24 protein-coding genes are annotated in these 25663 nt (G+C 68.5%); 10 read left to right on the plus strand and 14 right to left on the minus strand.

The window, feature by feature from the left end:
- Positions 1-3: 3 nt before the first annotated feature.
- Positions 4-2160: a molybdopterin oxidoreductase family protein gene (locus tag N802_RS01730; protein ID WP_052109300.1), complete on the plus strand. Its 2157-nt coding sequence runs from the start codon at positions 4-6 to the stop codon at positions 2158-2160.
- Positions 2157-3614, plus strand: coding sequence for an FAD-dependent oxidoreductase (locus N802_RS01735; RefSeq protein ID WP_035911214.1), 1458 nt, complete (start codon positions 2157-2159; stop codon positions 3612-3614). Before N802_RS01730 ends, N802_RS01735 begins: the two co-directional genes overlap by 4 nt.
- Before the next feature lie 22 nt (positions 3615-3636).
- Here the strand turns inward: N802_RS01735 and N802_RS01740 are convergent, their stop codons facing one another.
- A complete protein-coding gene (locus tag N802_RS01740; RefSeq protein WP_156971231.1) occupies positions 3637-4053 on the minus strand; it encodes a hypothetical protein in 417 nt (138 codons plus the stop codon).
- Between the two features lie 134 nt (positions 4054-4187).
- Between N802_RS01740 and nirB the strand changes: the two genes are divergently transcribed.
- The 5 genes from nirB to N802_RS01765 all read left to right on the plus strand — a co-directional run bounded on the left by nirB (position 4188) and on the right by N802_RS01765 (position 11304).
- Complete coding sequence (gene nirB, locus N802_RS01745; RefSeq protein ID WP_035911222.1) at positions 4188-6764, plus strand: nitrite reductase large subunit NirB; 2577 nt, start codon at positions 4188-4190, stop codon at positions 6762-6764.
- On the plus strand, positions 6761-7159 hold the full coding sequence (gene nirD / locus N802_RS01750; RefSeq protein ID WP_035911226.1) for a nitrite reductase small subunit NirD: 399 nt from the start codon (positions 6761-6763) through the stop codon (positions 7157-7159). The genes nirB and nirD overlap by 4 nt, the downstream gene beginning before the upstream one ends.
- A complete protein-coding gene (gene cobA, locus N802_RS01755) occupies positions 7156-8367 on the plus strand; it encodes a uroporphyrinogen-III C-methyltransferase (protein WP_035911230.1) in 1212 nt (403 codons plus the stop codon). Before nirD ends, cobA begins: the two co-directional genes overlap by 4 nt.
- Positions 8368-8410: 43 nt before the next feature.
- On the plus strand, positions 8411-9499 hold the full coding sequence (locus N802_RS01760; protein WP_035911845.1) for a uroporphyrinogen-III synthase: 1089 nt from the start codon (positions 8411-8413) through the stop codon (positions 9497-9499).
- A gap of 104 nt (positions 9500-9603) precedes the next feature.
- On the plus strand, positions 9604-11304 hold the full coding sequence (locus tag N802_RS01765; RefSeq protein WP_052109301.1) for a bifunctional metallophosphatase/5'-nucleotidase: 1701 nt from the start codon (positions 9604-9606) through the stop codon (positions 11302-11304).
- An 86-nt stretch (positions 11305-11390) separates the two neighbouring features.
- Here N802_RS01765 and N802_RS01770 read toward each other — a convergent pair whose 3' ends face one another.
- Both N802_RS01770 and N802_RS01775 read right to left on the minus strand, forming a co-directional pair.
- Positions 11391-12413 (minus strand): hypothetical protein, encoded by a 1023-nt coding sequence (locus N802_RS01770; protein ID WP_035911233.1) that lies wholly within the window; start codon positions 12411-12413, stop codon positions 11391-11393.
- Complete coding sequence (locus N802_RS01775; RefSeq protein ID WP_035911234.1) at positions 12410-13012, minus strand: RNA polymerase sigma factor; 603 nt, start codon at positions 13010-13012, stop codon at positions 12410-12412. The genes N802_RS01770 and N802_RS01775 overlap by 4 nt, the downstream gene beginning before the upstream one ends.
- Before the next feature lie 97 nt (positions 13013-13109).
- Here N802_RS01775 and N802_RS01780 point away from each other — a divergent pair, with 97 nt between their 5' ends.
- A complete protein-coding gene (locus N802_RS01780; RefSeq protein ID WP_035911238.1) occupies positions 13110-13952 on the plus strand; it encodes a hypothetical protein in 843 nt (280 codons plus the stop codon).
- Between the two features lie 8 nt (positions 13953-13960).
- Here the strand turns inward: N802_RS01780 and N802_RS01785 are convergent, their stop codons facing one another.
- The 6 genes from N802_RS01785 to hppD all read right to left on the minus strand — a co-directional run bounded on the left by N802_RS01785 (position 13961) and on the right by hppD (position 19666).
- On the minus strand, positions 13961-14767 hold the full coding sequence (locus tag N802_RS01785; RefSeq protein WP_035911241.1) for an RDD family protein: 807 nt from the start codon (positions 14765-14767) through the stop codon (positions 13961-13963).
- Between the two features lie 42 nt (positions 14768-14809).
- Positions 14810-15415, minus strand: coding sequence for a GNAT family N-acetyltransferase (locus N802_RS01790; RefSeq protein WP_035911245.1), 606 nt, complete (start codon positions 15413-15415; stop codon positions 14810-14812).
- On the minus strand, positions 15408-16106 hold the full coding sequence (locus N802_RS01795; RefSeq protein WP_052109302.1) for an alpha/beta hydrolase: 699 nt from the start codon (positions 16104-16106) through the stop codon (positions 15408-15410). The genes N802_RS01790 and N802_RS01795 overlap by 8 nt, the downstream gene beginning before the upstream one ends.
- A gap of 10 nt (positions 16107-16116) precedes the next feature.
- Positions 16117-16320, minus strand: coding sequence for a DUF4177 domain-containing protein (locus N802_RS01800; protein ID WP_035911246.1), 204 nt, complete (start codon positions 16318-16320; stop codon positions 16117-16119).
- 41 nt (positions 16321-16361) lie between these two features.
- Positions 16362-18251, minus strand: coding sequence for a bifunctional acetyl-CoA hydrolase/transferase family protein/GNAT family N-acetyltransferase (locus N802_RS01805; RefSeq protein WP_169743376.1), 1890 nt, complete (start codon positions 18249-18251; stop codon positions 16362-16364).
- Positions 18252-18421: 170 nt separating this feature from the next.
- Complete coding sequence (gene hppD / locus N802_RS01810; protein WP_035911250.1) at positions 18422-19666, minus strand: 4-hydroxyphenylpyruvate dioxygenase; 1245 nt, start codon at positions 19664-19666, stop codon at positions 18422-18424.
- A 107-nt stretch (positions 19667-19773) separates the two neighbouring features.
- Between hppD and N802_RS01815 the strand changes: the two genes are divergently transcribed.
- Complete coding sequence (locus N802_RS01815; protein ID WP_035911256.1) at positions 19774-20265, plus strand: Lrp/AsnC family transcriptional regulator; 492 nt, start codon at positions 19774-19776, stop codon at positions 20263-20265.
- 9 nt (positions 20266-20274) lie between these two features.
- On the opposite strand, the gene N802_RS01820 is transcribed toward N802_RS01815, so the two are convergent.
- The 4 genes from N802_RS01820 to N802_RS01835 form a co-directional block, all read right to left on the minus strand.
- On the minus strand, positions 20275-20562 hold the full coding sequence (locus N802_RS01820; protein ID WP_035911258.1) for a hypothetical protein: 288 nt from the start codon (positions 20560-20562) through the stop codon (positions 20275-20277).
- 18 nt (positions 20563-20580) lie between these two features.
- Positions 20581-20964 carry a hypothetical protein gene (locus N802_RS01825; protein WP_035911259.1) on the minus strand — a complete coding sequence of 128 codons (384 nt, stop codon included), beginning with the start codon at positions 20962-20964 and terminating at the stop codon, positions 20581-20583.
- A 96-nt stretch (positions 20965-21060) separates the two neighbouring features.
- Positions 21061-22821: a DEAD/DEAH box helicase gene (locus N802_RS01830; RefSeq protein ID WP_035911261.1), complete on the minus strand. Its 1761-nt coding sequence runs from the start codon at positions 22819-22821 to the stop codon at positions 21061-21063.
- A gap of 98 nt (positions 22822-22919) precedes the next feature.
- A complete protein-coding gene (locus N802_RS01835; protein ID WP_035911263.1) occupies positions 22920-23891 on the minus strand; it encodes a zinc metalloprotease in 972 nt (323 codons plus the stop codon).
- Between the two features lie 404 nt (positions 23892-24295).
- Between N802_RS01835 and N802_RS01840 the strand changes: the two genes are divergently transcribed.
- On the plus strand, positions 24296-25228 hold the full coding sequence (locus N802_RS01840) for an SDR family oxidoreductase (RefSeq protein WP_211254322.1): 933 nt from the start codon (positions 24296-24298) through the stop codon (positions 25226-25228).
- 66 nt (positions 25229-25294) lie between these two features.
- Here N802_RS01840 and N802_RS01845 read toward each other — a convergent pair whose 3' ends face one another.
- The gene (locus tag N802_RS01845; RefSeq protein ID WP_035911265.1) at positions 25295-25597 is read right to left on the minus strand and encodes a DUF3039 domain-containing protein; all 303 of its coding nucleotides are present in this window, start codon (positions 25595-25597) and stop codon (positions 25295-25297) included.
- Between the last annotated feature and the right edge of the window lie 66 nt (positions 25598-25663).

Raw genomic sequence — 25663 nt, forward strand, 5'->3', positions numbered from 1 at the left:
TCGATGAACGCGATTGCCACGCACTGCCCGTACTGCGCACTGCAGTGCGCCCAGACGCTCACGCCGGAGACCTCCGGTGTGAGCGTCGCCGGGCGTGATTTCCCGACCAATCGCGGGGGGATGTGCCAGAAGGGATGGACCAGCGCCTCGGTGCTGCGCGCCCCCGACCGGCTCACCGACCCGCTCGTCCGGGGCGCCTCGGGCGAGCTCGAGCCCACGACCTGGGAGGCGGCGCTCGACCTGGTTGCGCTGCGGCTCAGGGAGATTCGCGCCAAGCACGGTGCAGACGCCGTCGCGGTGTTCGGAGGTGGCGGGCTGACGAACGAGAAGGCCTACCAGCTCGGGAAGTTCGCACGCATCGCGCTCGGTACAGCGAACATCGACTACAACGGTCGCTTCTGCATGAGCAGTGCTGCCGCTGCCGCGAACAGGTCGCTCGGCGTGGACCGGGGCCTGCCCTTCCCCCTGACCGACCTTGGTGGCGCACAGGCGATCCTGCTCCTGGGGAGCAACGTCGCCGAGACGATGCCACCGTCCGTCGCTCACTTCGCAGGGGCACGCGACGCGGGTGGTCTCGTGGTCGTCGACCCCCGCGTCAGCGCGACCGCATCACTCACCGAGAACGGTGGCGGGGTGCACCTGCAACCCGTTCCCGGGACCGACCTCGTCGTCCTCCTCGGGCTGCTGCACGTCGTCTTCGCCGAGGGACTGGCCGACCCGGCCTACATCGCGGACCGCACGTCTGGCGTCGATGACGCCCGAAGACTCGCCGCCGCGTGGTGGCCGGCGCGCGTCGAACAGGTGGCGGGCGTGCCCGAGGAGCGCCTGCGCGCGACGGCACGCCTTCTCGCTGCGGCGAGTCCGTCGCAGGGGGGTTCCGGCGCCTACGTCCTCACGGGTCGTGGCGTGGAGCAGTCGTCGCAGGGCACCGCCACCGTCAACGCCGCCATCAACCTCGCGCTCGCGCTGGGACTGCCGGGTCGTATCGGTTCCGGGTACGGCGCGATCACCGGTCAGGGCAACGGACAGGGCGGTCGCGAGCACGGTCAGAAGTCGGATCAACTCCCCGGCTACCGGATGATCGACGATCCCGCCGCGCGTAGCCACGTCGCGGCCGTCTGGGGCGTCGATCCGGCGATCATTCCTGGCAAGGGCAAGCCCGCAGTTGAGCTGCTCGACTCCCTCGGGCGCGACGACGGCCCCAAGGCCCTGCTCGTCCACGGTGCCAACATCAGGGTCTCCGCGCCCAACGCCACTCATGTTGGCGACCGGCTCGACGCACTCGACCTCCTCGTCGTCTGTGACGTCGTGCCGTCCGAGACGGCTCAGCGTGCGGACGTCGTCCTTCCCGTGCTCCAGTGGGCCGAGGAGGAAGGCACGATGACCTCCCTCGAAGGTCGAATCCTGCGCCGCCGCAAGGCAATTGACGCTCCCACAGGCGCCCGCAGTGAGCTCTGGGTGTGGCGCGAACTGGCCACACGGCTCAACGCACCGGGCACCTGGGACCTCGATCCCTCGGACGTGTTCGACGAGCTCGCGAGGGCCAGCGCAGGTGGCCGGGCCGATTACAGCGGCCTGAGCCACGCGAGGCTCGACACCGAGCCAGACCTGTACTGGCCGTGCCCCGCCACGGAAGGTGAGCCCCACCCCGGCACACCGCGGCTCTTCCTTGATACCTTCCCCACCGCCGACGGCCGCGCCCGGTTCGTCGCGGTCGACGACCGAGGGCCGGCAGACGACGTGCGGGCCGACGCACCCATCCATCTCGTGACGGGGCGGGTGCTCCAGCACTACCAGTCGGGCGCCCAGACCAGGCGAGTCGACGAACTGGTGGCGGCTTCCCCTTCCGCCTTCGTGGAGGTCCACCCGGTCCTCGCGGACCGCCACGGCATCGCGGCGGGCGACATCGTGACCCTGACGAGCGCCCGCGGCATCGTGTCGGCACCTGCTCGCATCACCGACAAGGTTCGCCCCGACACCGTCTTCATGCCGTTCCACTGGGCCGGCGACGAGAACGTCAACCGCGTCACCAGCGACGCCACCGATCCCGTCTCGGGCATGCCCGAGTTCAAGGTCTGCGCGGTCACCGTGGCCCGCGCCGTCACCCCCGCCACCCCGGAGCCGACCGGGCTCCGCCGCGCCACGGAGGTTCCAGCATGAGGCTCGTCGTCATCGGCAACGGCATGGTCGGATCGAGGTTCGTCGAGGACGTGCTCGCCCGCGACCACGCCGGCAAGTACGACGTCACGGTCATCGGTGCCGAAGGCTGTGAGCCCTACAACCGCGTCCTTCTCAGCGAGGTCGTGGCCGGTCGCTATGACCTCGGCTCACTGACCCTGCCGACTCCGGACCACCCGCGCCTCACCGTGCTTCGGGGTACTGCAGCGGCCGCGATCGACCGCGAGGATCGCGTGGTGACGACGACTGACGGCAGCCGGCACCGCTATGACCAACTCGTTCTCGCGACGGGCGCCGAAGCGCGCATCCCACCCCTTGCCGGGCTCGACCTCGGTAGCGGACAACTCCCGGTCGGGGTTCACGCGCTGCGCAGCATCGACGACGCCCGCGAGATCATCGCGGCGACGCTCAACTCGCGCCGTGCCGTCGTGCTCGGTGCCGGCGTCCTCGGCATCGAGGCCGCCAGCGGCCTGGCTCAACGTGGGTGCTCCGTGACGATCATCCACCCCATGGACGCGCTGATGGAGCGACAGCTGGACGGCTCCGCCAGCAGCGTTCTGGCAAGCGCCATGCCTGACGTCGGCATTCACCCGCGCATCGGCGTAGGCGCAGAGGCGGCCATCGTGGCGAACGGGCGACTCACCGGCATACGCCTCACCGACGGAGACGTGGTCGAGTCCGACCTGCTCCTCGTCGCAACGGGGACCATCGCCAACACGGGTCTGGCAGCGGAGGCGGGCCTGCCCTGCGAGCGCGGCATCGTCGTCGACGACTCGTCAGCGACGGCCGACACCCGCATCTTTGCGATCGGCGACTGCGCCCAGCCACCCAATGGCGCCATGGGGCTGGTGGCCCAGGGATGGGACCAGGCTCGCGCGCTGGCCGAACGACTCACCGGCGCCACGACCCGTGCCCGCGGCACGGACGGCAACGGCTCCGACGTGGTGCGGGTCAAGGCCCACGGACTGGACGTCGTGACCATGGGCATCTGTGGCGGGGTTCGTCCGGACGACCCGGCGCAACGGACCCTCAGCCTGTCCGATCCGGCCGCGGGACGCCACGTCGAAGTCGTCGTCTCCGGGGACCGGCTCGTCGGCGCGACCTGCATCGGTGCCGGTCAGGTCGCAGCGGACCTCGTCGCCGTCTACACGCGGCGCACGCCCGTACCGAGCGACCCCGCCCACCTCCTGCTGACTGCCCTCTCCCCCGCGCCCGCCGCCGTGACGTCGCCCGAATCACTCCCCGACGACGCCGCGGTCTGTCGCTGCAACAGCGTCACCAAGGCCGACATCCGCGAGGCCCACGCGTGCGGGGCACGCACGGTCGACGAGATCGCCCAGGCGACGCGTGCGACAACCGGGTGTGGTGGCTGCAAGGACGAGGTCTGCGGGCTGCTCGGGTGGCTCAACGAGCACGCGGCCACTGCCGTTGGGTGACCCCTTATCTGGCGAAAGGTGGCTACCCCAGTTCGGACACGTGCACGTTCCAGCGAGCGCGCAACTCGTCCACCTCGCTCGCCAGCCGCTCAGAGGGGTAGGACTTGTTCTTGGTTGGCAGATGATCACGCACTATCGCCGCTACCTCGGCGAGCGCAGTTGCCATCCACGCCCGGTAGGCATCAAGGTCTCCGAGGTCGGGCGGAACCTCCACGTCGACGATGAAGCGCTTCTGCTTTCGACCCACCATCCCGGGGCGAATGCCGGTGCCAGCCGCATAGTCCGAACCGACCCCCCCAGGGGTGTACGTCATGAAGCACAGGTCGACGAAGTAGTCGGAGGGATCTACCGCGCCGCTGATCTGACGCAACTCGCCGCATACCTGATTGTCCAGACGGTATCCACCAGCGACGTAGATCCCGCCCACCTTCACTGACACAACGCCGATGATCGCAGACTCTCCGGAGCTGGTCGCAACCTCACCGATCTGACGCGGACCCTGTGAGGACCGTTTTACGCAGGGGAAACAGATGAACCACAGTTCCGAAACGGCGCGTCCCTAACGTCATCGACATGCTTGAGGCACAGGACACCCAACACCTCGTCGTCGTCGGCGGCGGCATGGTCGCTCGCCGACTCATCGATGCCCTCCGCTCACGAGACGAGGCCGGCCGCTGGTCGATCACCCTCCTCTGCGAGGAGCCGCGCGCGCCCTACGACCGCGTGGCACTCACGTCGTACTTCACCGGGCGCCACCCGGAGGACCTCGCCCTCGGCGGCCAGGAGCTCTGGGACGACCCGCTGGTGACCCTCAAGCGCGGCGTCAAGGCCGAGGTCATCGACCGTGACGCGAAGACCGTCACGACGAGCGGCGGTGCAGTCCTCGACTACGACGCACTCGTGCTGGCCACCGGCTCGTATGCCGCGGTCCCGCCGGTTCCCGGCAAGGACCTGAGAGGCGCGTTCGTCTACCGCACCATCGACGATGTCGCCGACCTGCGCGCCTACGTCGAGAAGCGACGCGAAGACCTCGACCGGCCCGTCCGCGGAGCAGTGGTGGGCGGCGGCCTGCTCGGACTCGAGGCAGCGGGCGCCCTGCAGGCTCTGGAAGTCGAGTCGACCGTGGTCGAGTTCGCGCCGCGACTCATGCCCCTCCAGGTCGACGACGGCGGCGGTGAAGGCCTCAAGCGCCTCATCGAAGGCCTCGGTGTCACCGTCCGCACCTCGACCGCGACGTCCAAGATCGTGGGCGACCGCGGCACGGTCTCACGGATGGAGTTCGCCGAGGGCCCGGCGCTCGACGTCGACGTCGTCGTCTTCGCCGTCGGAGTCCGCCCCCGCGACGAACTCGCCCGCGAGTGCGGCCTCGAGGTCGGCGAACGCGGCGGCGTCATCGTCGACGACGCCTGTGCGACAGCGGATCCCGCCATCTGGGCCATCGGTGAGGTCGCCAACATCGGTGGACGTTGCCTGGGTCTCGTGGCACCTGGCTACACCATGGCCGAGATCGTCGCCGATCGTCTGCTGGGCGGGCAGGGAACCTTCCCCGGCGCGGACCTGTCGACGAAGCTGAAGCTCCTCGGCGTCGACGTGGCGAGCTTCGGTGACGCCTTCGCGGAAGAGCCCGGCGGCCTCGAGGTCGTGATCTCCGACCCCGTCGCGGGGGTCTACAAGAAGTTGGTCATGAGCGATGACGCCCGTACCCTCCGCGGCGGCATCCTCGTGGGCGACGCCAGCGCCTATGCGGCCTTGCGCCCGATGGTGGGCCGTGAGCTGGGAGGGGACCCTGCGGCATACCTGCTTCCCGAAGGCGCGGCAGCGGCACCAGCGGGCGATCTCCCGGACGACGCGGCCGTGTGTTCCTGCAACAACGTCACTGCGGGCGAGATCCGGTGCTCGGTGACCGAAGGCGGCTGCACCGACCTGGCGGGCGTCAAGGCCTGCACCCTGGCCGGCACGAGCTGCGGGTCCTGCCTCCCCCTGGTCAAGAAGCTGGTCACCACCGAACTCGAGAAGTCCGGTGTCGAGGTGAGCAACGCCCTGTGCGAGCACTTCGACCTCTCCCGCGCTCAGCTCTTCGACGTCATCCGCGTCCAGGGACTCACGACCTTCAGCGAGATCATCTCGACGCACGGCCGTGGTCGCGGCTGCGACATCTGCAAGCCGGTGATCGGCTCGATCCTCGCCTCGCTCGGCACCGGCCACATCCTCGAGGGTGAGCGCGCGACCCTGCAGGACACCAACGACCACGTCATGGCCAACCTCCAGAAGGACGGTTCCTACTCGGTCGTGCCGCGCATCCCCGGCGGCGAGATCACGCCTGAGGGACTCATCGCCATCGGTGAGGTGGCCAAGGAGTTCGGCCTCTACACGAAGATCACCGGCGGACAGCGGATCGACCTCTTCGGTGCCCGGATCGACCAGCTCCCGACGATCTGGAAGCGGCTGGTGGACCAGGGCTTCGAGTCCGGCCACGCCTACGGCAAGTCCCTTCGGACCGTGAAGTCCTGCGTGGGATCGACGTGGTGCCGCTATGGCGTTCAGGACTCCGTGGGACTCGCGATCGCCTTGGAGCTGCGCTACCGCGGCCTCCGCTCGCCGCACAAGATCAAGCTCGGTGTCTCCGGCTGCGCGCGTGAGTGCGCCGAGGCCCGCGGCAAGGATGTCGGCGTCATTGCCACCGACAACGGCTGGAACGTCTACGTCGGAGGCAACGGCGGCTTCACGCCCAAGCACGCGCAACTCCTCGCTGAGGACCTCGACACCGAGACCCTCGTGGGCACCATCGACCGCTTCCTCATGTACTACGTCCGCACCGCCGACCGGCTGCAGCGCACGGCCGCTTGGGTCGACGACCACGAGGGCGGACTCGAGGCGATCCGAGCGGTCGTGATCGAGGACTCCCTCGGTATCGCCGCCGACCTGGACGCCGCGATGGAGACGCACGTCGACGCCTACGAGGACGAGTGGGCGGCAGCTCTGGCCGACCCCGAAAAGCTGCGCCGCTTCGGCTCGTTCGTCAACGCCCCTGACCAGGTGGATGACTCGCTCGCCTATGTCGCCGAGCGTGGCCAGCCCCGACCCGCCACCCCGGACGAGCGCACCAGCGGTGTGCTCATCGCCGGAACGACCCTGGAGGTCCGCCGATGACCATCGACGTTGCAACCGAGAGCCCCGCCCTCACTTCGTCCACCTGGATCGACGTGTGCCGCCTTGAGGATCTCGCCCCCGAACGCGGCGTTGTCGCTCTCATGGGCGGACACCAGATCGCGATCTTCCGCACCTTTGCGAACGACGTGTATGCCGTGCATCAGCGCGATCCGTTCTCCGGCGCCTTCGTCATGTCGCGCGGCATCGTTGGCACGCGTGGCGACGCACCCACCGTGGCCTCACCGATGTTCAAGCAGGTCTTCGACCTTCGCACCGGTGAGTGCCTGGACGCCGTGGGCAAGGAGCCACTGTCGTTGCGGACGTGGCCGACGCGGGTCCAGGACGGCGTCGTCCACGTGGCCCTGGCGGGTGCCGACGCCGAGGAAAGTCCATGACCACGCTTCTCGGGGTGGATCTGGTCGGCCGCCCAGTCCTCGTGGCGGGTGGCGGCCGAGTGGCCGCAGTCAAGGCTGCTGCATTGGTCGAGGACGGCGCGCTCGTACACGTCGTTGCCCCTTTCATCTGCGAGGACATGGTCGATCTGGTCGACGGGATCGCCGTGACGTGGAGCCAACGCGAGGTGGACGTCGAGGATGTTGCGGGCGTGTGGTTCGTCGTGGCCGCAACGGGCGACAGGCCGGTGGACCAGGCACTCTGCGCCCGCGCCACGGCAGACCGCATCTTCAGCGTCTGCGCCGGGGCTGCTGAGCACGGCACCGCCCGGAACCCCGCCGTGACGGACCACGCAGGCCTGCGTGTCGGGGTCGTGTCGAACGGACGCCCCGACCCGTCACGTGTGGTCGGGGTGCGCGACGCCCTCGCCCTGCACCTCGAGACGGCTGATCTCGACCTGCGGGCACGGCGCACCGCGCCAGGTGCCAAGGGCCGCGTCATCCTCGTCGGAGGCGGCCCCGGGGCGGAAGACCTCATCACCGTCCGGGGGCGCCAGGCGATCGCTGAGGCCGACGTCGTCGTCACGGATCGGCTGGGCCCGACCACGCTGCTGCGCCGCCTCCCAGCCGACGTGGAGGTCATCGACGTGGGCAAGACTGCGGGGCACCACCCGGTGCCTCAGCACGAGATCAACCGCATCCTCGTCGAACAGGCGCAGCGCGGGCGGAGAGTCGTGCGACTCAAGGGCGGTGACCCCTTCGTCTACGGCCGTGGTGGCGAAGAGGTCATCGCCTGCCGCGAAGCGGGCGTCGACATCGACCTCATCCCCGGCGTCAGCTCAGCGTTGAGCGCTCCGGGGGCGGCCGGCATACCTCTCACTCACCGCGGAACTGTCGGCGCTCTCCACGTCGTTCACGGTCACGAACCGATCGACCCTCACGCTCTGGCCGGCGTGGCGGACGAGAAGGCAACCCTCGTGATCCTCATGGGGGTGCGTCTCCTCGCGGACCACGTCCGAGACCTGGTGGATGCCGGGGCCGGGGCAGATCTGCCCGTCGCCATCGTCGAGGCCGCCACCACGCCTCGTCAGCGAGTCACCACGGGAAGCCTGTCCTCGATCGTCACCCTCGCCCGCGGGGCCAGCGTGCGCGCACCTGCCGTCATCGTCGTCGGTCGCGTCGCCGACCCCACTCTGCTCGCGCGAGGATGAGCGCGTGAGCGGTGCCCGCACTCCCCCGCCCCTGAGTCAGGTCATGGCCGGCTGCGTCGTCCTCGTGACAGCGGACCGGCGCTCCAGCGAGCTCGCCTCCGCGCTGACGCGCCGTGGCGCAACGGTCCGGCATGCTCCTGCGCTCACGATCGTTCCCCACGAGCACGACGAGGAACTCCTCGTGGCGACCAAGGAACTCATCGCCTCGCCACCAGATGTCGTCGTCATCACCACGGGCATCGGCCTGCGCGGCTGGATCGAGGCTGCCGATGCCGCCGGTCACGCCGACGAACTGCTCGAGATCCTTGGACGCGCTCGACTCATCGCCCGCGGCCCGAAGGCTCGTGGCGCGATCCAGGCGGCAGGCCTGACTGCCGACTGGGTGGCTGAGTCCGAGACCTCGGCCGAGATCCTCGAACTCCTCCTCGACGAGGGCGTGTCGGGACTCCGGATCGCGGTTCAGCACCACGGTGCCGGCGCTGATGGTCTCGACACCGAGCTCGCGGCGGCCGGAGCCGACGTGGCAAGCCTTGTGGTCTATCGCTGGGGTCCCACCCCCGACCCGGAGGCCCTCGCCCAGTCGGTGCGCGATGCTGCCGCCGGCGAGATCGATGCCGTGGTCTTCACTTCTGCGCCGGGAGCGCACGCCTGGTTGGCCGCCGCGGACGCCCAAGGCGCGACCGACGCGGTCGTGGCGCGTTGCATCAGCGGGGCACTTGTGGCGGCGTCTGTTGGCCCGGTGACGTCCGTTCCATTGCAGGACAGGGGAATCGAACCGATCGTGCCCGACCGAGGGCGCCTGGGTGCCTTGGTCCGGCGGCTCGTGCACCACTACGAGGAGGCCCAGACCTCAGCCGTCGCCACGGTCGCAGGGCAGGTTCAGGTTCGCCGAACCGTCGCGCTTCTCGACGGTCGCGTCCTCCCCCTGTCACCCAGCGGGCTCGCGGTCCTCCGACTCTTGGTCGAGGCCGACGGTGAGGTCGTCTCGCGCGGCGAGGTGCTGGAGGTCCTCCCGGGAGACTCCACCGACCCACACGCGGCGGAGGTCGCCATCGGGCGACTGCGAGACGCCGGGGGTCGCACGTTGGTGCAGACGGTCGTCAAGCGCGGCTACCGCTTGGCCCTGGCCTGACCCGCTGCCCGTTTCGGGGGGTTCGGCTGGGCCATGGTCCCTGGCCACCGCAGCCGATACCGTGCCGAACATTCAGGTCCGGAACGGCCTCAGGAGGATGCACCATGCGTACCAGGTCCCTCGTTCTGCTCACCGCCGCATCAGCGCTGGCTCTTCCTGCCCTGATCCCGGGGGCTGCGGCGGCCCCGCCGGGTGGGGGTCCGGCGGAGAAGAATGCCCGGACGACCGAGGTCCAGATCCTCGCGCTCAACGACTTCCACGGACAGCTCCGACCTCCGGACTCCACGAGCTCGGGTGGTCGCATCGGCGCTACGCCGGCAGGTGGCGCCGAGTTCCTGGCGCAGTACGTTCGCGACCTCGAAGCGACGAACCCGAACTCCCTCTTCGTGTCGGCTGGTGACCTCATCGGCGCCACGCCGCTCGTGTCAGCGATCTTCCACGACGAGCCGACCATCGAGGCGATGAACCTCATGGGCCTGGACTACAACGGCGTGGGCAACCATGAGTTCGACGAAGGCCCCGAGGAACTGGTCCGGATGCAGGAGGGTGGCTGCCACCCGGTGGACGGCTGTCTCGACGGCGACGGCTTCGACGGCGCCGACTTCCCCTTCCTCGCCGCCAATGTGACCTATAAGGACTCCGGCAAGACGATCTTCCCGCCGTACGCGATCCACAAGTTCCAGGGCGTCAAGGTCGGAGTCGTCGGCATGACGCTCGAGGGCACGCCCGGCATCGTGACCGCAGCGGCCACGGCAAACCTCGACTTCCACGACGAGGCGGACTCGGTCAATGCGCTCGTGCCCGAGCTCAAGAAGGCCGGCGTCGAGACGATCATCGTGCTGCTCCACGAGGGGGGCAGCGCCGGCGTCGGGCTCAACGAGAGCACGATCAACTCCTGCGCCAACCCGACCGGAGCCGGCGTGGAGGTCATCAAGCGCTTCAACCCGGAGATCGACCTCGTCGTCACCGGCCACACGAACTGGGCGCTCAACTGCCCGGACCTCGCGGGCACGGGAATCATGGTCACCGGCGCCGCCTCCGCGGGTCGCTTGGTCACCGACATCGACCTGACGATCAGCCGGGCCACCAAGGAGGTCGTGGCTGCGGGCATCAACAACGTCATCGTGAAGCGCGACGTGTTCGCCCCGGCCGCAGACCTCACGGCGCTCATCGCCAAGTACGGCGAGATCGCCGCGCCGATCGAGAACCGCGTGCTCGGCCAAGCGCCCCAACCGCTGACTCGAACTCAGAACTCACTGGGTGAGTCCTCGCTCGGCGACATCATCGCGGACGGTCAACTCTGGGCGACATCAGGAGCGAACTGGCCTGCGGCGAATGGTGCCCCCGCGGTCATCTCGTTCATGAACTCCGGTGGCATCAGGGCGGACATCAACGTCGGACCGATCACCTTCGGAGAGGCCTTCAGCGTCCAGCCCTTCGCCAACGTCCTCGTGACGATGGACATGACGGGTGCGGACATCGATGCCGTCCTCGAGTTGCAGCAGAACGGAGGCAACGGAGTGCTGCAGATCCCGGCGTCGTTGACCTACGACCGCTCCCTGTCAGCGGCTCCGGGCGACCGGATCTCGAACGTCAGGATCAATGGTGTGCCTCTTGACCCGGCAGCGACCTACCGCGTGACGGTGAACAACTTCCTCGCGGACGGCGGTGACGGCTTCAGCACCTTCCGCAACGGCACGAACCGGTTCGTCGGTGAGATCGACCTCGACGCTTTCGCGAGGTACGTCGAGTTCCTCGGGACGGTCAACCCGGGTCCGCAGAACCGGATTACCGCGGTCCCCTGAGCGGACCCACTCAACTGATTGCGCTGGAGCGACATCCGGCGGGCCGATACGGCCCCCGCGATGTCGCTCCAGCGCAGTCAGACGGGTCAGCTCGTGGTGGACGGGCCGCGGAGGAAGACCTGCATGCTGCCGCCGACCTGGAGGTCAGCCGTCGTGCACTTGAGCTTCTCGTCCACGACGGCGCTGGTCGGCCAGTGGTGCCGCTTTCCGAGCGCCTTCGCGGTGATGGCCTCGGCCTCGGGCAAGGGAACGCACTTCTCGGTGATCTCTGTGCGCAGAGTCGCCGCCACTTCGTGCATGCCGCCGCCGCGGTTCTTCGACGGCCTCGACGCGTCCTCTGGGCTGCCCATGATGAGGACTTCACCCGTCGGCGGGTCGTAGTCGATCGCGGCGCACTTGTCTCCCGCCGCGAAGGGTCGAGCGACCACCTTCACACCGGTGAGCCCAAGACGCGCCAACTCGTCCTTGACGAAGGCCGCTGCCTCCCCCTCGCTGAGACACCGGCTGTTGGCACCGTTGGCGTAGTCGCCGAGGGAGGCCCGCAGGACCATCAGCGCATCGGCGTTGGGCTTCACCGGAGGGGCGGCCTCGGCCGATGGCGGCACGGCCTTACGCGGCGTCACGTAGGTCATGCCCGAATGCGTGAAGACGGCCGGGTCCTCGATGGGCGGCTTGCCCTGCAACTGCTGGTACTTCTGGCAGTCGGCGATCGGATCCGCACTGAGTGCCGGACCACCCGAGCTGGCCTTGGCCGCGTCGGCTGACTGCGGGTCGACCCACGTCGTCAGGCAGGTGACCCCACCGTCGCTACCTCCACCCCGCCAGGTCTTCTCGACGTCCTCGAAGGCCTGGTACCCATTCAGAGCGGCGTATGCCGTCCCGCCGCCCAGGAGGGCAAGCGCCAGTCCCCCTGCGACCAGCGTCCGCCTCCCCCGACGCTTCGTCGTGCTCGACTGCTCCCGTGCCGACATGGTGATCCCCTCTCGCAGGGCCGTGAAGGCCTGCTCCTCAGTGCGAGCGAGGTCGACCCGAGCCGCAGGGTCGGCGGATCGAAGGGCGTGCATGACGTCTGAGCCCCTCCGCTCCACGTCCTTCCCCTTGCTGGTCATCGTGCCTCCTCTGCTCTCATCCGCACCGGTGTGCGGACATCAGGGACATGTCCGGACTTCGTATTGCGTTGCACCACAGTCGAATTCGCTGTCGACTCCGGATCCTCAGGCAGTTCGGTCATGAGCTTCTCGAGTCGCTTTCGGGCGCGGTGGAGGCGCACCCGAACCGTCGCGCGGCTCAGACCCATGACTACGGCGATTTCCTCGCGAGCCAGTTCCTCCCAGGCCACGAGGCGCAACAATTCCTGGTCGTCATCAGGCAGGCGGCGCATGGCACGGACGACCGGTGCCTCCTCGACCAGCTCCAACGCCGGCACGACTTCATCGACGAGGTGGTCCCGCAGTCGGTCCGCCAGTGCCACCCGCCGCCTCTCACCACGGTGGTGGTTCGCCAGCACGCGCCGAGCCACCCCGAACAACCACGGCCTCGCCTCGTCGCCCTGCGGCACGTCGTCGAGACGCCTCCACGCCACGAGGTAGGTCTCGGCGACCACATCGGCAGCGTCGGCGGGATCGACAACTCGGCGCACGGCATACGCAAGCAGTGGCAAGCGTGTGCGCTCGAAGAGCGCGGTGAACCGCTCCTCCGGTGAAACCATCTGTCCCCCTCGTTCGGGTGCTCCTGACCACTACGTGTCCGGCACCGCGCACAGCGTTGCATGCAGGCACGCAAATTCGACCTTGTACGGTGACCGCATGTCACCGGCGACTCCTGCCCTCTTCGAGGGACTCATCGACGACGCAGCAGTGTTCCCTCCCGGGAACGCCCCCCTCGAAGTGGCGATCGAGCGCCACCATGGTCACCGCAAGACCTCGTATGCCGGCCTCATCGGCCCGCTGCTCGTGCCGGCTTCCGACGTGGACCGTCTCGTCACCGAGGCCAGCAAGACTCCACAGCAGTCGCTGACCGTCGGGCTCATCGCGCGGCCCGGCGTCGACCCTTCGGTCGTCGTCAGCGCAGTGGAGCGCCTACGCGGCGAGGAGACGGTGTCGGTCGCCGGCGCCGAACTCGGGTGGTTCGCGGGGTGGCGGAACCTGCCGGTCGACGGACTGCCGTTGACGCTGGAGGTCCCCCGCGGCACCGACCGCGACCGAGCCTTGGAGGACATTCGCGCCGGGGCCGATGAGGTGGGCCATCAGGTTCAGGCGAAGTTCCGCACCGGGGCAACACCGACGTGGGCATGGCCGGACGAGACCGAACTCGCGACCTTCATCCACGACTGTGCGCGTCTCGGCGTCCCCTTCAAGCTCACCGGCGGGCTGCACCACGCCATCCGCGCCGAGCACGACGGCGACCCGCAGCACGGGCTCCTCAACGTCCTGCTCGCCGTGCACTCAGCGGCACACGACGGCGCCCTCGTGGCTGTCGAATCCGTCCTCGGTCAGCGTGATCCAGACGTGCTGGCCGAGGCGGTGCAAGGTCTGGAAGAGACCGACGCACGGCGACTGCGGAGTCTCCTCACGGCATACGGATGCTGCGAAGTGACCGACCCGATCGGCGAGCTGGACGACCTCGACCTGCTGGACCTGGAGGGCTGACCTGCCCGTCAGGGGGTCGCGCGTCCCTTGATGACGATGGTCTTGGCGAGCTTGTCGTGCAGCGCCTGGTTCTTCTCGTCGGCGATAGGCCACACCAGGTCGGCGATGAGGACGAAGGTGCCGAGGCTCGCGACGTAGGGAACGTTGCCGAGGGCCTGGACCACCGCTTGGAACCCAGCACGGCGAATCGCCGTGTCGGCATCCAGCGGGCCCGGTCGATCCAGCCGGCGCACGCTGATCCCGAGCAGTCGCTTGCCCGGGGTGGCACCCCACTTCATGAGGAACAGCGTGTTGTAGGCGAGCATCACGAGGAGCTGGACGCCGATGAAGGCCGCCAAGTAGCCCAGTCGTGCCTCCGCGAGCGCTGAGCCCATGGTGGCGACGTTCCCAGTCGTGATGGCCGAGTCGAGTCGGTCCGCGATGGGCTCGATCGCCTTCCAGAGGAACCACCCACCGAGGACGAGCGCAGCGAAGGACACGATGATCGTGTCGATGAGGTAGGCGACAACCCGCAGCCCATAGGGAGCGAGAGTCGGTTGACCGGGCACCGATGCCGTCGGCGAGGGTCGCTGCCCGCCCATCCCCGGACCGTGCTGCCATCCGGTCGGCGGGGCAGGGGGCGGACTCTGAACCGGGGTCGGAACGGTCGGCGGGGCTGCGGGAGACGATCCGGCGGGAGGCTGTGCCGCCGTCGGTTGCGTCTGGCGCGTTCGGAGCGGCGTCGTGTTCGAGGTCCACAGGATGCCGTCGAAGTAGCGCAGCTCGTCGGGGTTGTCAGGGTTCTCGTACCACCCGGGGCCGCTCGGAACGCTCATGCCCCGCAGGATGTCACATGACTCTCCACGCCCCCGCCGCGGTCACGAGAAGTCGAGGCGCATCACCACACGACGCTTCGTCGGGCGGTTGACCACGGCAAAGCCCTCATCCGAGAAGACCGACTCCAGCCCGACGAACAGTTCACCCGTGAGAGCTCCTTGGGCGCTCGCCATGGGATAACCCTCGACCGCCGAGGCACCCTGTCCGCGCGCATGGTCGACTGCGGCGGCGAGCAGTGCACGGCTGACGCCCTGCTTGCGGTGGCCGACCCGCGTGACGAAGCACGTCACTGCCCAGACCGTCTGGTCCTCGCGATCCTCCTCGCGTCCGTCCCAAGGCACCTTCCCGGTTCGGACCATTCCGATGTATGCCGTCCGCGGCTCGACCGCGACCCAACCCGCCGGTTCGTCCCCGAGGAACGCCACGAGGCCGGCCGTGGACTGCGCCCGCGGGTGGCCGCACCGCGCCTGTTCCTCGAGCCGCGCGGTCAGCTCCTCCACTCCGACGCGTTCGAGCGACTCCCTCGGCGCGAGCTTGAACCACTGGCACTGGCAGCGGTGCGCGTCGCCCAGGCTCCCGAAGACGCGCTGGAGTTCGTCGAAGGCGACCGTGTTCGCCGGAACGACGCGGACTGAGTCGTCACTCATGGTGTGCCTCCGTGGCATTCAGGCGACGTGCGAGTTCGAGGACTCGCTCAGCCACCCCAGTGGGCTCGTGGAGGTGATGCAGGTGCAGCGCGTCGTCAAGGACGGCCACCGGCCAGCCGAGCCGTCGAGCGCGGGCCTGCTCACGGGCATAGGTCTCGCCGAAGGCGAGGTAGGCACACGGCCGAGCCTCCCACCGCGCAGGGGCCCCCACGGTCGTCCTGAAGTAGCTGAGGGGCAGCCGCGGCTCCTGTGACTCGATCGATGCCCGCACCTGGGAGTCGGGAAACAGGGCTGCGACGTCGTCCTCGGGCCACCACTGCGTCCACGGCGGGAGAAGACCCGAGCTGTCCGCCAGCCCGGCGATGCTGTCGTGCAGCGCAGGCGGTGCCATCGTCGTCTGACCTACCGTCGGCGGCAGTGCCGCGTCGACGAACACGACGGGTATGCCGTCCGCCACCGCAGGTGCCACGAGTCCAGCATTGCTGTGGGCCACCACGAGATCGGGACTCATGCGCAGGACCGCACGTCGGAACGCCTCGCGGACCTGCACTCCCGTGGTCACCTGCGACGGTGGTTCGGCGATCTCCGAGAATCGCCCACAGGCCCGAAACGCCTCTGCCAGAACGGCATACGCGTGCACGCCGACGAGCGGACTCGGCAGCAGGAGGATCGACTCCGGCCAGGCGGGCACGACGATGAGGTCAGCCCAGGGGTCGCTCGAACGTCACGAGGACTCCTTCGACGCCGCCGGGGCCGAGCCGCCCCTTGACCTCGACCGAGGTGATCGCCTTGAGCTGCCACCCCTTGGAGGCCCACTCGTTGAGGACCGACTCGAGCTTCCCGGCGGACATCTTGCCGCCGATCATTCCTTCACGGATCTGCACGACCTTGTACTCGTATCCCATGAAGCGAGCGTATGCCGTGGAGCCGGTTCGACGGCAGACGTTCAGCCTCTCGAGGGCGCGTCCTCGTCGATGCGGCGGGTGGGAATCAGCACCTCGTGGACACCTTCGGCCGTGCGGACGCGTGCATCGCCACCCGCGGTGAGGATGTGGAGCATCGAGTCATTGCCCACCAGGACGTCGGCGCTGAAGGCGGTCACCCCCTGGCGCGCGGCATGGTCGGAGAGGAGTTCGTGCAGCAGCCGACCGAGGCCCTTGCCCTGCCAGTCGGCGTCGACCATGAAGGCGACGTCGGCATGTCCGGTGTCGGCATCGACGTAGTACTGCGCCGTCGCCACCGCCCGTTCGGTCTCACGCCCGCCGGTCACGGCGACGAGCGCCATCTCGGCGTCGTAGCTGACGTTGCACAAGTGGTCCGCGGCGTTGCGCGCCAGCGACGACAGATTGCGGAAGAAGCGCGTACGCACGTCCTCGGGACGCAGGTGGAAGAACAGGTCCTGGAGCAGCGGCGCGTCGCCGGGGTGGGTGGGGCGGACGAGCACCTGCGAACCGTCGCGAAGACTGACCCGGCGTTCCTCCTCGACCGGGTAGGGCCGACGTGACTTGAGCTTCTGCTCGGACGGGACCAGGCCCGCTCGGCGCGCCTCGTCGAGGAGGCCGTCCCTATCGTCGGGATGTGCCAACTCGATGAGGGCGACGGCGCGCTCACGCAACGAGCGCCCATGCAGGTAGGTGATGCCGAACTCCGTTGCCACCCAACGCAGTTCGTGCCTCGCAATGGCCACGGCTTCGTACTGCCCCAGGCGGAGGGCGAAGGAACTCGAACCATCCGGTTGACGGGACGAGAGGGCGACGATGGCCTTCCCTTCGGGTGACAGTGCAGCCGCCCGGTGGAAGTCGGCCTGCGTGCCGAGTCCGCCGTAGGGCCGGCCTCCCAGCGCATCGACGCACACCTGCCCCGTGAGGTCTATCCGGAATGCCTGGGTGACGGACACGATCCTTGGCTCATCTTCGATCCCGCGGAGGACCTCGTCGATGGGGCGGAACGCGAAGCGGTCGCTGCCGTCGATCGCGTCGTAGAGGCGGCGCGTCCCCATCGCGGCGCTGGCGACGACGAGGCCGACATCGGACGTGCGAGCGGCGCCTGTCACGACGCCCGCCTCGACGAGGTCGAGCACGGCATCGGTGATGACGTCGGAGTGGATGGCGAGGTCACGTCGACCCTTGATCCTCGCGAGAACCGCGCTCGGGATTCTGCCCAGCCCGACGTGCACAGTGGCTCCGTCATCGATGATGCGAGCCACGTAGCCAGCGATGAGTTCGCCCACGTCGCCGACGGCGGGGTGGGTGTAGCAGATGACCTCGGCCGGCACCTCGACGAAGAGGTCGATGGCTTCGACGGGCACTGTGCTCGCCCCCATCGTCCACGGCATCGCGGGATTGACCTCGGCGATGACGATTCGCGCCGCGTCGATGGCTGCATGAGCCGCGTCGACCGAGACGCCGAGGCTCACGCGACCGTCACGCGGAGGTGTCACCTGCACGACGGTCACGTCCACCCGGACGCGCCCGGCCCGCAAGCTTCCCGGGAGGTCCGCGACACTCATGGGAAGGTACTCGATCCGCGCGATCCCGGGTTGGTCGTCGCGGCCGACGACGTCGGCTAATTCCGACCCGATGAAGAGCGTGCGGTGCTCGAAGTTCGTGCCCGCGGCACCACTCTGGCGCACCCCGTCGGTCAAGTGATGGACCAGGCGCACGCCCAGGTGCTCGAACGGCTGAACCTCCAGCGCACGGATGACCGTCCGGGGGGTGCCACAGCCGCTGCCGACGTAGACCACAGAGCCGGCCGGCACTGCGGCAGCCGCCTCCTCAGCGGTGACGAGGTCGATGCCCCAGCCCGCCCGGGTTGTGCCGCCCTCGACCTCCGTCACGACCACCTCCGCTGGAGCGAACGTGCACCCTGCCTCCACCGACTATGGCAGGGGCTTCGCGACGCCGTGGCAGAACCGCGGAATCGTCCTGGCGCCACAACGCAAACGAGGGTATGCCGGGTGGTGAGCACCCGGCATACCCTCGCCGTTCGTCTGTGAAGCGGACTACCTCAGAGGTTGCCGCGCTTGTCCTGCTCGCGCTCGATGCTCTCGAAGAGCGCCTTGAAGTTGCCCTTGCCAAAGCCGAGCGAGCCGTGGCGCTCGATGATCTCGAAGAACACCGTCGGGCGGTCGCCCAGCGGCTTCGTGAAGATCTGGAGGAGGTAGCCGTCCTCGTCACGGTCGACAAGGATCTTGCGCTTCTTGAGCTCCTCGATCGGGACGCGGACCTCGCCGATGCGCTCGCGCATCTCGGGGTCGTCGTAGTAGGCGTCGGGGGTGTCGAGGAACTCGACACCCTCCTTGCGGAGCTCGTCGACGGTGCGGAGGATGTCGTTCGTCGCGAGCGCGAGGTGCTGGGCACCGGGGCCGTTGTAGAACTCGAGGTACTCGTCGATCTGCGACTTCTTCTTGGCGATCGCCGGCTCGTTGAGCGGGAACTTCACGCGGTGGTTGCCATTGGCGACGACCTTGGACATGAGCGCGGAGTAGTCAGTGGCGATGTCGTCACCGATGAACTCGGCCATGTTCACGAAGCCCATGACGCGGTTGTAGAAGGTGACCCACTCGTCCATCTTGCCGAGCTCGACGTTGCCGACGATGTGGTCGAGCGCCTGGAAGAGACGCTTGGGGGCACCGTCGCGCTTGACGTAGGTCGAGGTCCGCTCGACATACCCCGGGAGGTAGGGACCGGCATACGTCTGCCCGTCGACGGTGCGCTGCACGAGCGTGTGACGAGTCTCGCCATAGGTCGCGATGGCACCGATGCGGACAGAGCCGAACTCGTCGGAGACGGTCTCCGGCTCCTGCACGACGCGGGCGCCTGCGGCCTTGGCCTGGGCGATGCACTTGTCGACGTCGGGCACCTCGAGCGAGATGTCGACGACGCCGTCACCGTGCTTGCCGTGGTGGGCGATGAGGGGGCTGTCCGGGTTGACCGCGCCCTTGAGGACGAAGCGGATCGAACCGGACTTGAGGACGAACGCCTTGTGGTCGCGGTTGCCGTTCTCCGGGCCGGAGTAGCCGACGAGCTCCATGCCCCAGACGTTCTGGTAGTACTGCGCGGCCTGGGTCGCATTGCCGACGACGAACACGATCGCGTCCCAGCCGGTGACGGGGAACGGGTCCTTGCTCTCGTCGTATTCGACGAGACCGACGAGGCGCTTGAGCTCCTGGATGTTGAGGTCCGCAGCGCGTTCCTGCTCGGTGAGGTCGATGTGGGTGTCCTGCGTCGTTGCAGTCGTCGTATCGGTCATGCGTGCACACTCTCGCGTCCGCGCAGGATGTGCAACGGTATGCCGTCGCGCTGCACAGTCTGCGCACAATGTTGCCTTCAGCGGGGGTTGGGGTCGACACTGTGCCCATGATCCGACCCGACGGCATCGACAGCCTGGACGCCCGCTTGATCGCGCTCTTCACGGACAACCCGTCGATCGGCGTGCTGGGCGCTTCCCGTCGGCTCGGCGTGGCGCGCGGCACGGTGCAGGCCCGGCTCGATCGGCTGCAGGGGCGCGGCATCATCTCGTCGATGGGGCCGCAGGTCGATCCGGCCTCCCTGGGCTTTCCCGTCACGGCGTTCTGCACTCTCGAGATCCGCCAGCGTCAGGGACACGAGCCTGTCGTCGCGCACCTCTCGGCGATCCCGGAAGTCCTCGAGATCCACTCGACGACCGGGGTGGGTGACCTCATCGTGCGAGTCGTCGCTCGTGACAACGCCGACCTCGGCCGGGTCATCGACGAGATCATCGACGACGTGCACGTGTTGCGGGCCAACACATCGATGTGCCTCGTGACCCACCTCGACCACCGCACCGGCCCGCTCGTCGAGGCCGCCGCTCACCGCGGCACGGAGTGACGCGCCCGATTAGTCGATTGCGCTCGCCGTCATGAAGGCCGCCCAGATCGAGCCGACAATCAGCAACCCGCCCACGATGGACAGGGCTGTTCCCCGTCGACCTTGGGTCTGACGCCGACGCCGACCACCGATGAGGACGAGCGCAATGCCCGCGATGTCCATCGGCGGGGCGACGAGCCAGCCCCACTGCCCGAGGGCGAAGGCGCCTGCGGAGAAGGCCACCGCCAGGCCCGTGCCGATGACGACCAGTGCGATCTGGTTGATCGCGATCCTGGTCTCGAGGAGGGAGGTGCGCATGCGTTCTTGGCGGCACAGTCAGAAGGACAAGAGGCAGCCGACGACACCGCCGACCATGAGGGCCGCCGGGATCAGCATCGGCTTCGTGGGGGTGAGGTCGACGAGCGTGCCCGGCTCTGACCGGAATCGTCGGGTCAGCATGACGACCCACGCGCCGACCCAGCCGACCGCAGTGACGGCCGCCCATCCCAATATGCGCCAGACCGTGCCTTGTCCCATGATCGCCATGGCTCCGAACATCAGGGGCGCGAACCAGAAGATGCACATCCCCACGACGAAGCGGAAGCCGAGGTTGTTGTCGGCCCATGCGCTCCGCCAGAAGTCGTGGATTCTCACCTGGTTCCCTTCTCGTCGCTTCGAGGCCGGTGCCCGCATGCCGTCGTAGTTGACCTCGATCGTCACAGAATCTCCCCCATGTCCCTACGGTGAATGGCCCGAGCCTACGAAAGGCCCGCGCACGTCGCGATGGGGACGACTCCCCGTCGCGAACGAATGCGTTCAGCGGCGTCCCACGAACCAGAGCCTCAACTTCTCGATGCGTACGGCCACTTGCTCGGACGTCGCAGCCGCGAGTTCCGGTCCGCCACAAGCCCTTCGGAGCTCCATGTGCACGTTCGCGTGCGGCGCCCCGGTCTTCTTGGCATAGGCCGCGACGAGCTTGTTGAGCTCCTTGCGCTGGGCTGCGAGTGCGCGGTGAGCGGACACCGGCGCCTCAGGACCGCGCGGCTTGCGACCCGTCGACTTCGACTGCTTGGCCTGACGCTCGTGCAGGAGCGCCGACACCTGCTCGGGTTCGAGCAGACCGGGCAACCCGAGGTAGTCCTGCTCCTCGTCGGACCCCACGTCGGCGTGCAACCCGAACTGTTGCGCGTCGAACAGGACGTGGTCGAAGTGAGCATCGGACTCGAGGGCCTCGAAGGTCTCCTCCTCGAGGCCCACCGTCTTCTCGGTTCGGTTGGCCGCGGCGATGATCCCCTCCTCCTCGGCCCACATCGAGGCCTCGGACTCGGCGTCACTCTTGCGGTTCAGCGCGTGGTCGCGCTCGAGCTCCATGTTGGCGGCATGCTCGAGGATGACCGGGACCGACGGCAGGAACACCGAAGCCGTCTCGCCACGCTTCCGCGCGCGCACGAAGCGGCCGACCGCCTGCGCGAAGAAGAGCGGCGTCGACGTCGAGGTCGCATAGACACCCACGCACAACCGGGGCACGTCCACGCCTTCGGACACCATGCGCACCGCGACCATCCAGCGCGAGTCTCCGGCGGCGAACTCCTCGATGCGGGCACTCGACCCGGCGTCGTCGGAGAGGATGACGGCCGGCTTCTCGCCCGTGAGCGACTCGAGGATGCGGGCGTAGGCGCGTGCCACGGTCTTGTTCGTCGCGATGACCAGAGCGCCGGCGTCGGGGACGTGGCGTCGCACCTCGGTGAGGCGCTTGTCTGCCGCAGCCAGGACCGACGGGATCCACTCACCCTTGGGATCCAGCGCGGTCCGCCACGCCTGCGCCATCTGGTCCTTGGTGAGCGGCTCCCCCAGGCGCGCGGCGATCTCGTCGCCGGCCTTGGTCCGCCACCGCATCGCCCCGCCGTACGCGAGGAAGAGCACCGGTCGGACGACAGCGTCACGCAACGCTGCGGCATACCCATAGGTGTAGTCAGCTGCCGACCGCAGGATCCCTGCCTCGTCCAGTTCGTAGCGGACGAACGGGATGGGATTGGTATCGGAGCGGAACGGCGTACCCGTGAGGGAGAGCCGCCGCTGCGCCGACGTGAAGGCATCACGTATGCCGTCGCCCCAGCTCCGTGCATCGCCACCGTGGTGGATCTCGTCGAGGATCACGAGGGTGGGAGTGGACTCGGTGCGGCGACGGTGCAGGTCCGGTCGGGACGCGACCTGCGCGTAGGTCAGGGCGACGCCGTCGTACTCGTCGGAGTGCACGGCCGAGGAATTCGAGAACTTCGGGTCGAGCTGAATGCCCACGCGCGCAGCGGCCTCGGACCACTGGACCTTGAGATGCTCGGTCGGCGCGATGACGGTGACGGCGCGCACCTCGCCGCGCTCAAGGAGTTCGGCGGCGATGCGCAGGGCGAACGTCGTCTTTCCGGCACCCGGTGTGGCTACGGCAAGGAAGTCCTTGGCGTCGGACTCCAGGTAGGCGGCCAGCGCCTCCTGCTGCCACGCACGCAGCTTGCTGGCGGTACCCCACGCAGCCCGCTCGGGGAAGGCGGGACTGAGGTGGGAAGCAGCTGTTGTACTCATCGGCTCGCCAAGGTTAACGACGTTTGCGAGACGACATGCCGAGGCCCCCGCCTGCTGGACGGGGGCCTCGGTGTGTGCTTGGGCTCAGCGGCCCGGGATCAGCCGCGATAGGCGACCCAGGCGCTCTGCATTCGGGTCGTCTGGCCGGAGCTGAAGTGGTCCATGCAGGCGTCCGTCGTGTAGTCCATGAAGTTCTTGATCGGGTCGAGACCGGGCAGCGGGCAGGTGTCACGATTCGTCGGGCACCCCGAAGCCGGACTCGCTTCGGCAGGAGTGTCGCTGACGTAGTCACCCGCAGTGTCAGAGCAGCCGCCCTGGAACGTGTGGTAGAGGTTCAGCCAGTGGCCGACCTCGTGGGTCGCCGTGTCGCCGCCGTTGTAGGGGGCCGCCGACCCGCCGGGCAGGCTCTCGTCGAGGATGACGACACCGTCCATCGAGTCGATGCGCTTCTTGGGGAACGTCGCCCAGCCGAGCAGCCCCCCGGCCAGGTTCGCCGAATAGACGTTGAGGTCGGCCTTGGTGCCGGTCCGCAGTGCCGTCTTCATCGACCGCTCGGCGCTGCTGCCGTGGTCGAGGCCGTTGTACCAGCTCGGGTTGTTGGTCGTCGTCGTGCTCGCGAGGGTGAATGCGAAGCCGGTGCCGGCGTAGGCGCTGTTGAGGACGCTGATCTGGCTGTTGATCTCGCTCGCCGTCAACTGGCCCTTGGCGCCGTCGGTGATCGTGTGCCAGTGGACCTTGATCGTGGCGGGGCTGAAGGCACCACCACCGCCGGGCTTCCTGGCCTCGCCAGCGGCACCACGCGTGAGTCCCTTTTCGGCCAGCGCCCGGCCCAGCTGGGTCTCCATCGCCTTGGCCTGGGCCGGTGAGAGGTCATGCGGGTCCTTGGCGCGGATGCTGCCCCGGGCCGCCGTGGTTGCCTCAGTGGGTGCGTCGGCCGCGCACTCCGCGGCCACGGAGCGGTCGCCGGCCATGGTGACGGCGGACGCATTGCCGGCCCCGAGGCCGACGCCGACCGCGGCAAGAAGCGATGCGGCGAGAAGTGCGAGGGGGCGCACTGGACGAACAGACATGTATGTCCCTTTCGGTTCGCACAAACCTCTGTGAGGTTCGAGTGGTGTGAACCTAGCGATCCCGCGGGGCTCGCGAACACCCTCTGCACCTCATGACTCGGCAAAGGTTTGGCAAAGACGCCGGCGGATTCGCAGCCAGCAGACACGGCACGGGCCGGTGGTCAGGACACCCAGCGTCGACCTGGACGAAATTCGTTGGACGTGATTTCCGTCCGCCGGGCAGGCTCGGCCCATGGCCACGGAGAGCTCGCTCCCCGCGGCCGGTCGGAAGCGTGATGATGCCGACTCGCAGAGCTCTCGTGGGGGAACGATCACTGGCAACTGCACACCCACGGGACCGGTCCGGCGAGGCGCTGTCGACCACAGCCTGCACCCACCGCTCAAAGACAGCAAGGAGAACGCGAATGCTCATCCTCGTCACCGGCGCCACTGGCGCCGTCGGTCGGCACCTCGTCGACACGCTGCTCACCAAGGAGGCCACGGTCAGGGCCCTGACCCGCTCCCCCGAGAAGGCAGACCTGCCCACGCAGGTCCAACTCGTCGAGGGCGATCTGTCCGACCCGGCGAGCCTCACCATCGAGGCCTTCCAGGACGTTGACCGGGCCTTCGTCTTCCCCGCTGAAGGGGTCGAGCATTTCGTCGAAGCCGCCGTCGCAGCCGGAGTCCGCCGATTCACCGTGCTGTCGTCGTTGGCGGCTGCCATGGAGTTCCCGCGTGATGTCGGCTCAGCGAGCCAGCTTCACCACAGCGCCGTCGAGTCGGCAGTCACCTCGCGGACGCACGAGTGGACCATCCTGCGCCCGGGGAGTTTTGCCAACAACCTCCTGTCATGGGCGTGGCAGATCTCTTCCGGAGCCCCCATTCGCGCGCCCCACCTCGACTCGGCGCAGGCACCGATCCACGAGTTCGACGTGGCCGAGGCTGCTGCCACCACGTTGCTCCAGGACGAATGGTTGGGGCAGACCATCGCGCTCACGGGACCGCAGGCGCTCACCCGCACCGAGCAGGTGGCAGCCATCGGAACCGCGCTCGGTCGCGACATCCCCCTGGTGGAGATCACTCCTGATGAGTTCCGTTCCGAAGTAGCAGAATTCGTCCCCGAGCCCATCGTCAAGATGCTGCTCGCCTACTGGAGCGACACGATGACCGAACCTGAGGTTGCGCGTCCCGCATCGCGGGGGCTCATCGGACGCCCCGGGCGCACCTTGAGGAGTGGGCCCGCGACCACGCCGCGGACTTCACCCACTGACCGACGTGAGCCGCGCGCAGTTCATCTTGCGCGCGGCTCACGTCGGCAGTCCACAAGCCCTGCAACCCGGAGGTGCCGCCCGCCATGACGATCGTCATGGTGTCCCCCGGCCTCAACGATCAGGTGGTGCGATGCGCTCGACGCCGGGTCGCGGTCACTCGTCGCCACCGTCCTGAGGGGCGCGGAGGCCTTCGTAGATCTCCTTGCAGGTAGGGCACACAGGGAACTTCTTCGGATCGCGACCCGGAATCCAGACCTTGCCGCACAGGGCCGTCACCGGCTCACCGGACAGGGCCGACTCGAGGATCTTCTCCTTGCGAACGTAGTGCGAGAAGCGCTCGTGATCACCCGGTTCCTGAACCTCCGGGATGGTCTCCTCGCGCTCGAGGACCGCCGTGCGCGTCGACGGACCGGCCGGCTCGGGCTGGGGAGCGTTCGGGTCACTGGGCGGCAGCATTGGGTCACTCACACCTTCAGCCTACGACGCGACGGCGCCCGACCCCAGCCCTCGAGCGCGCAGAGT

Source organism: Knoellia sinensis KCTC 19936 (assembly GCF_000768705.1).
Classification (GTDB): domain Bacteria; phylum Actinomycetota; class Actinomycetes; order Actinomycetales; family Dermatophilaceae; genus Knoellia; species Knoellia sinensis.

Coding starts and splice junctions, on each gene's coding strand:
- N802_RS01730 (WP_052109300.1), top strand. CDS start 4: ATGAACGCGATTGCCACGCACTGCCCGTACTGCGCACTGCAGTGCGCC.
- N802_RS01735 (WP_035911214.1), top strand. CDS start 2,157: ATGAGGCTCGTCGTCATCGGCAACGGCATGGTCGGATCGAGGTTCGTC.
- nirB (WP_035911222.1), top strand. CDS start 4,188: ATGCTTGAGGCACAGGACACCCAACACCTCGTCGTCGTCGGCGGCGGC.
- nirD (WP_035911226.1), top strand. CDS start 6,761: ATGACCATCGACGTTGCAACCGAGAGCCCCGCCCTCACTTCGTCCACC.
- cobA (WP_035911230.1), top strand. CDS start 7,156: ATGACCACGCTTCTCGGGGTGGATCTGGTCGGCCGCCCAGTCCTCGTG.
- N802_RS01760 (WP_035911845.1), top strand. CDS start 8,411: ATGGCCGGCTGCGTCGTCCTCGTGACAGCGGACCGGCGCTCCAGCGAG.
- N802_RS01765 (WP_052109301.1), top strand. CDS start 9,604: ATGCGTACCAGGTCCCTCGTTCTGCTCACCGCCGCATCAGCGCTGGCT.
- N802_RS01770 (WP_035911233.1), bottom strand. CDS start 12,413: ATGACCAGCAAGGGGAAGGACGTGGAGCGGAGGGGCTCAGACGTCATG.
- N802_RS01775 (WP_035911234.1), bottom strand. CDS start 13,012: ATGGTTTCACCGGAGGAGCGGTTCACCGCGCTCTTCGAGCGCACACGC.
- N802_RS01780 (WP_035911238.1), top strand. CDS start 13,110: ATGTCACCGGCGACTCCTGCCCTCTTCGAGGGACTCATCGACGACGCA.
- N802_RS01785 (WP_035911241.1), bottom strand. CDS start 14,767: ATGAGCGTTCCGAGCGGCCCCGGGTGGTACGAGAACCCTGACAACCCC.
- N802_RS01790 (WP_035911245.1), bottom strand. CDS start 15,415: ATGAGTGACGACTCAGTCCGCGTCGTTCCGGCGAACACGGTCGCCTTC.
- N802_RS01800 (WP_035911246.1), bottom strand. CDS start 16,320: ATGGGATACGAGTACAAGGTCGTGCAGATCCGTGAAGGAATGATCGGC.
- hppD (WP_035911250.1), bottom strand. CDS start 19,666: ATGACCGATACGACGACTGCAACGACGCAGGACACCCACATCGACCTC.
- N802_RS01815 (WP_035911256.1), top strand. CDS start 19,774: ATGATCCGACCCGACGGCATCGACAGCCTGGACGCCCGCTTGATCGCG.
- N802_RS01820 (WP_035911258.1), bottom strand. CDS start 20,562: ATGCGCACCTCCCTCCTCGAGACCAGGATCGCGATCAACCAGATCGCA.
- N802_RS01830 (WP_035911261.1), bottom strand. CDS start 22,821: ATGAGTACAACAGCTGCTTCCCACCTCAGTCCCGCCTTCCCCGAGCGG.
- N802_RS01835 (WP_035911263.1), bottom strand. CDS start 23,891: ATGTCTGTTCGTCCAGTGCGCCCCCTCGCACTTCTCGCCGCATCGCTT.
- N802_RS01840 (WP_211254322.1), top strand. CDS start 24,296: ATGCTCATCCTCGTCACCGGCGCCACTGGCGCCGTCGGTCGGCACCTC.
- N802_RS01845 (WP_035911265.1), bottom strand. CDS start 25,597: ATGCTGCCGCCCAGTGACCCGAACGCTCCCCAGCCCGAGCCGGCCGGT.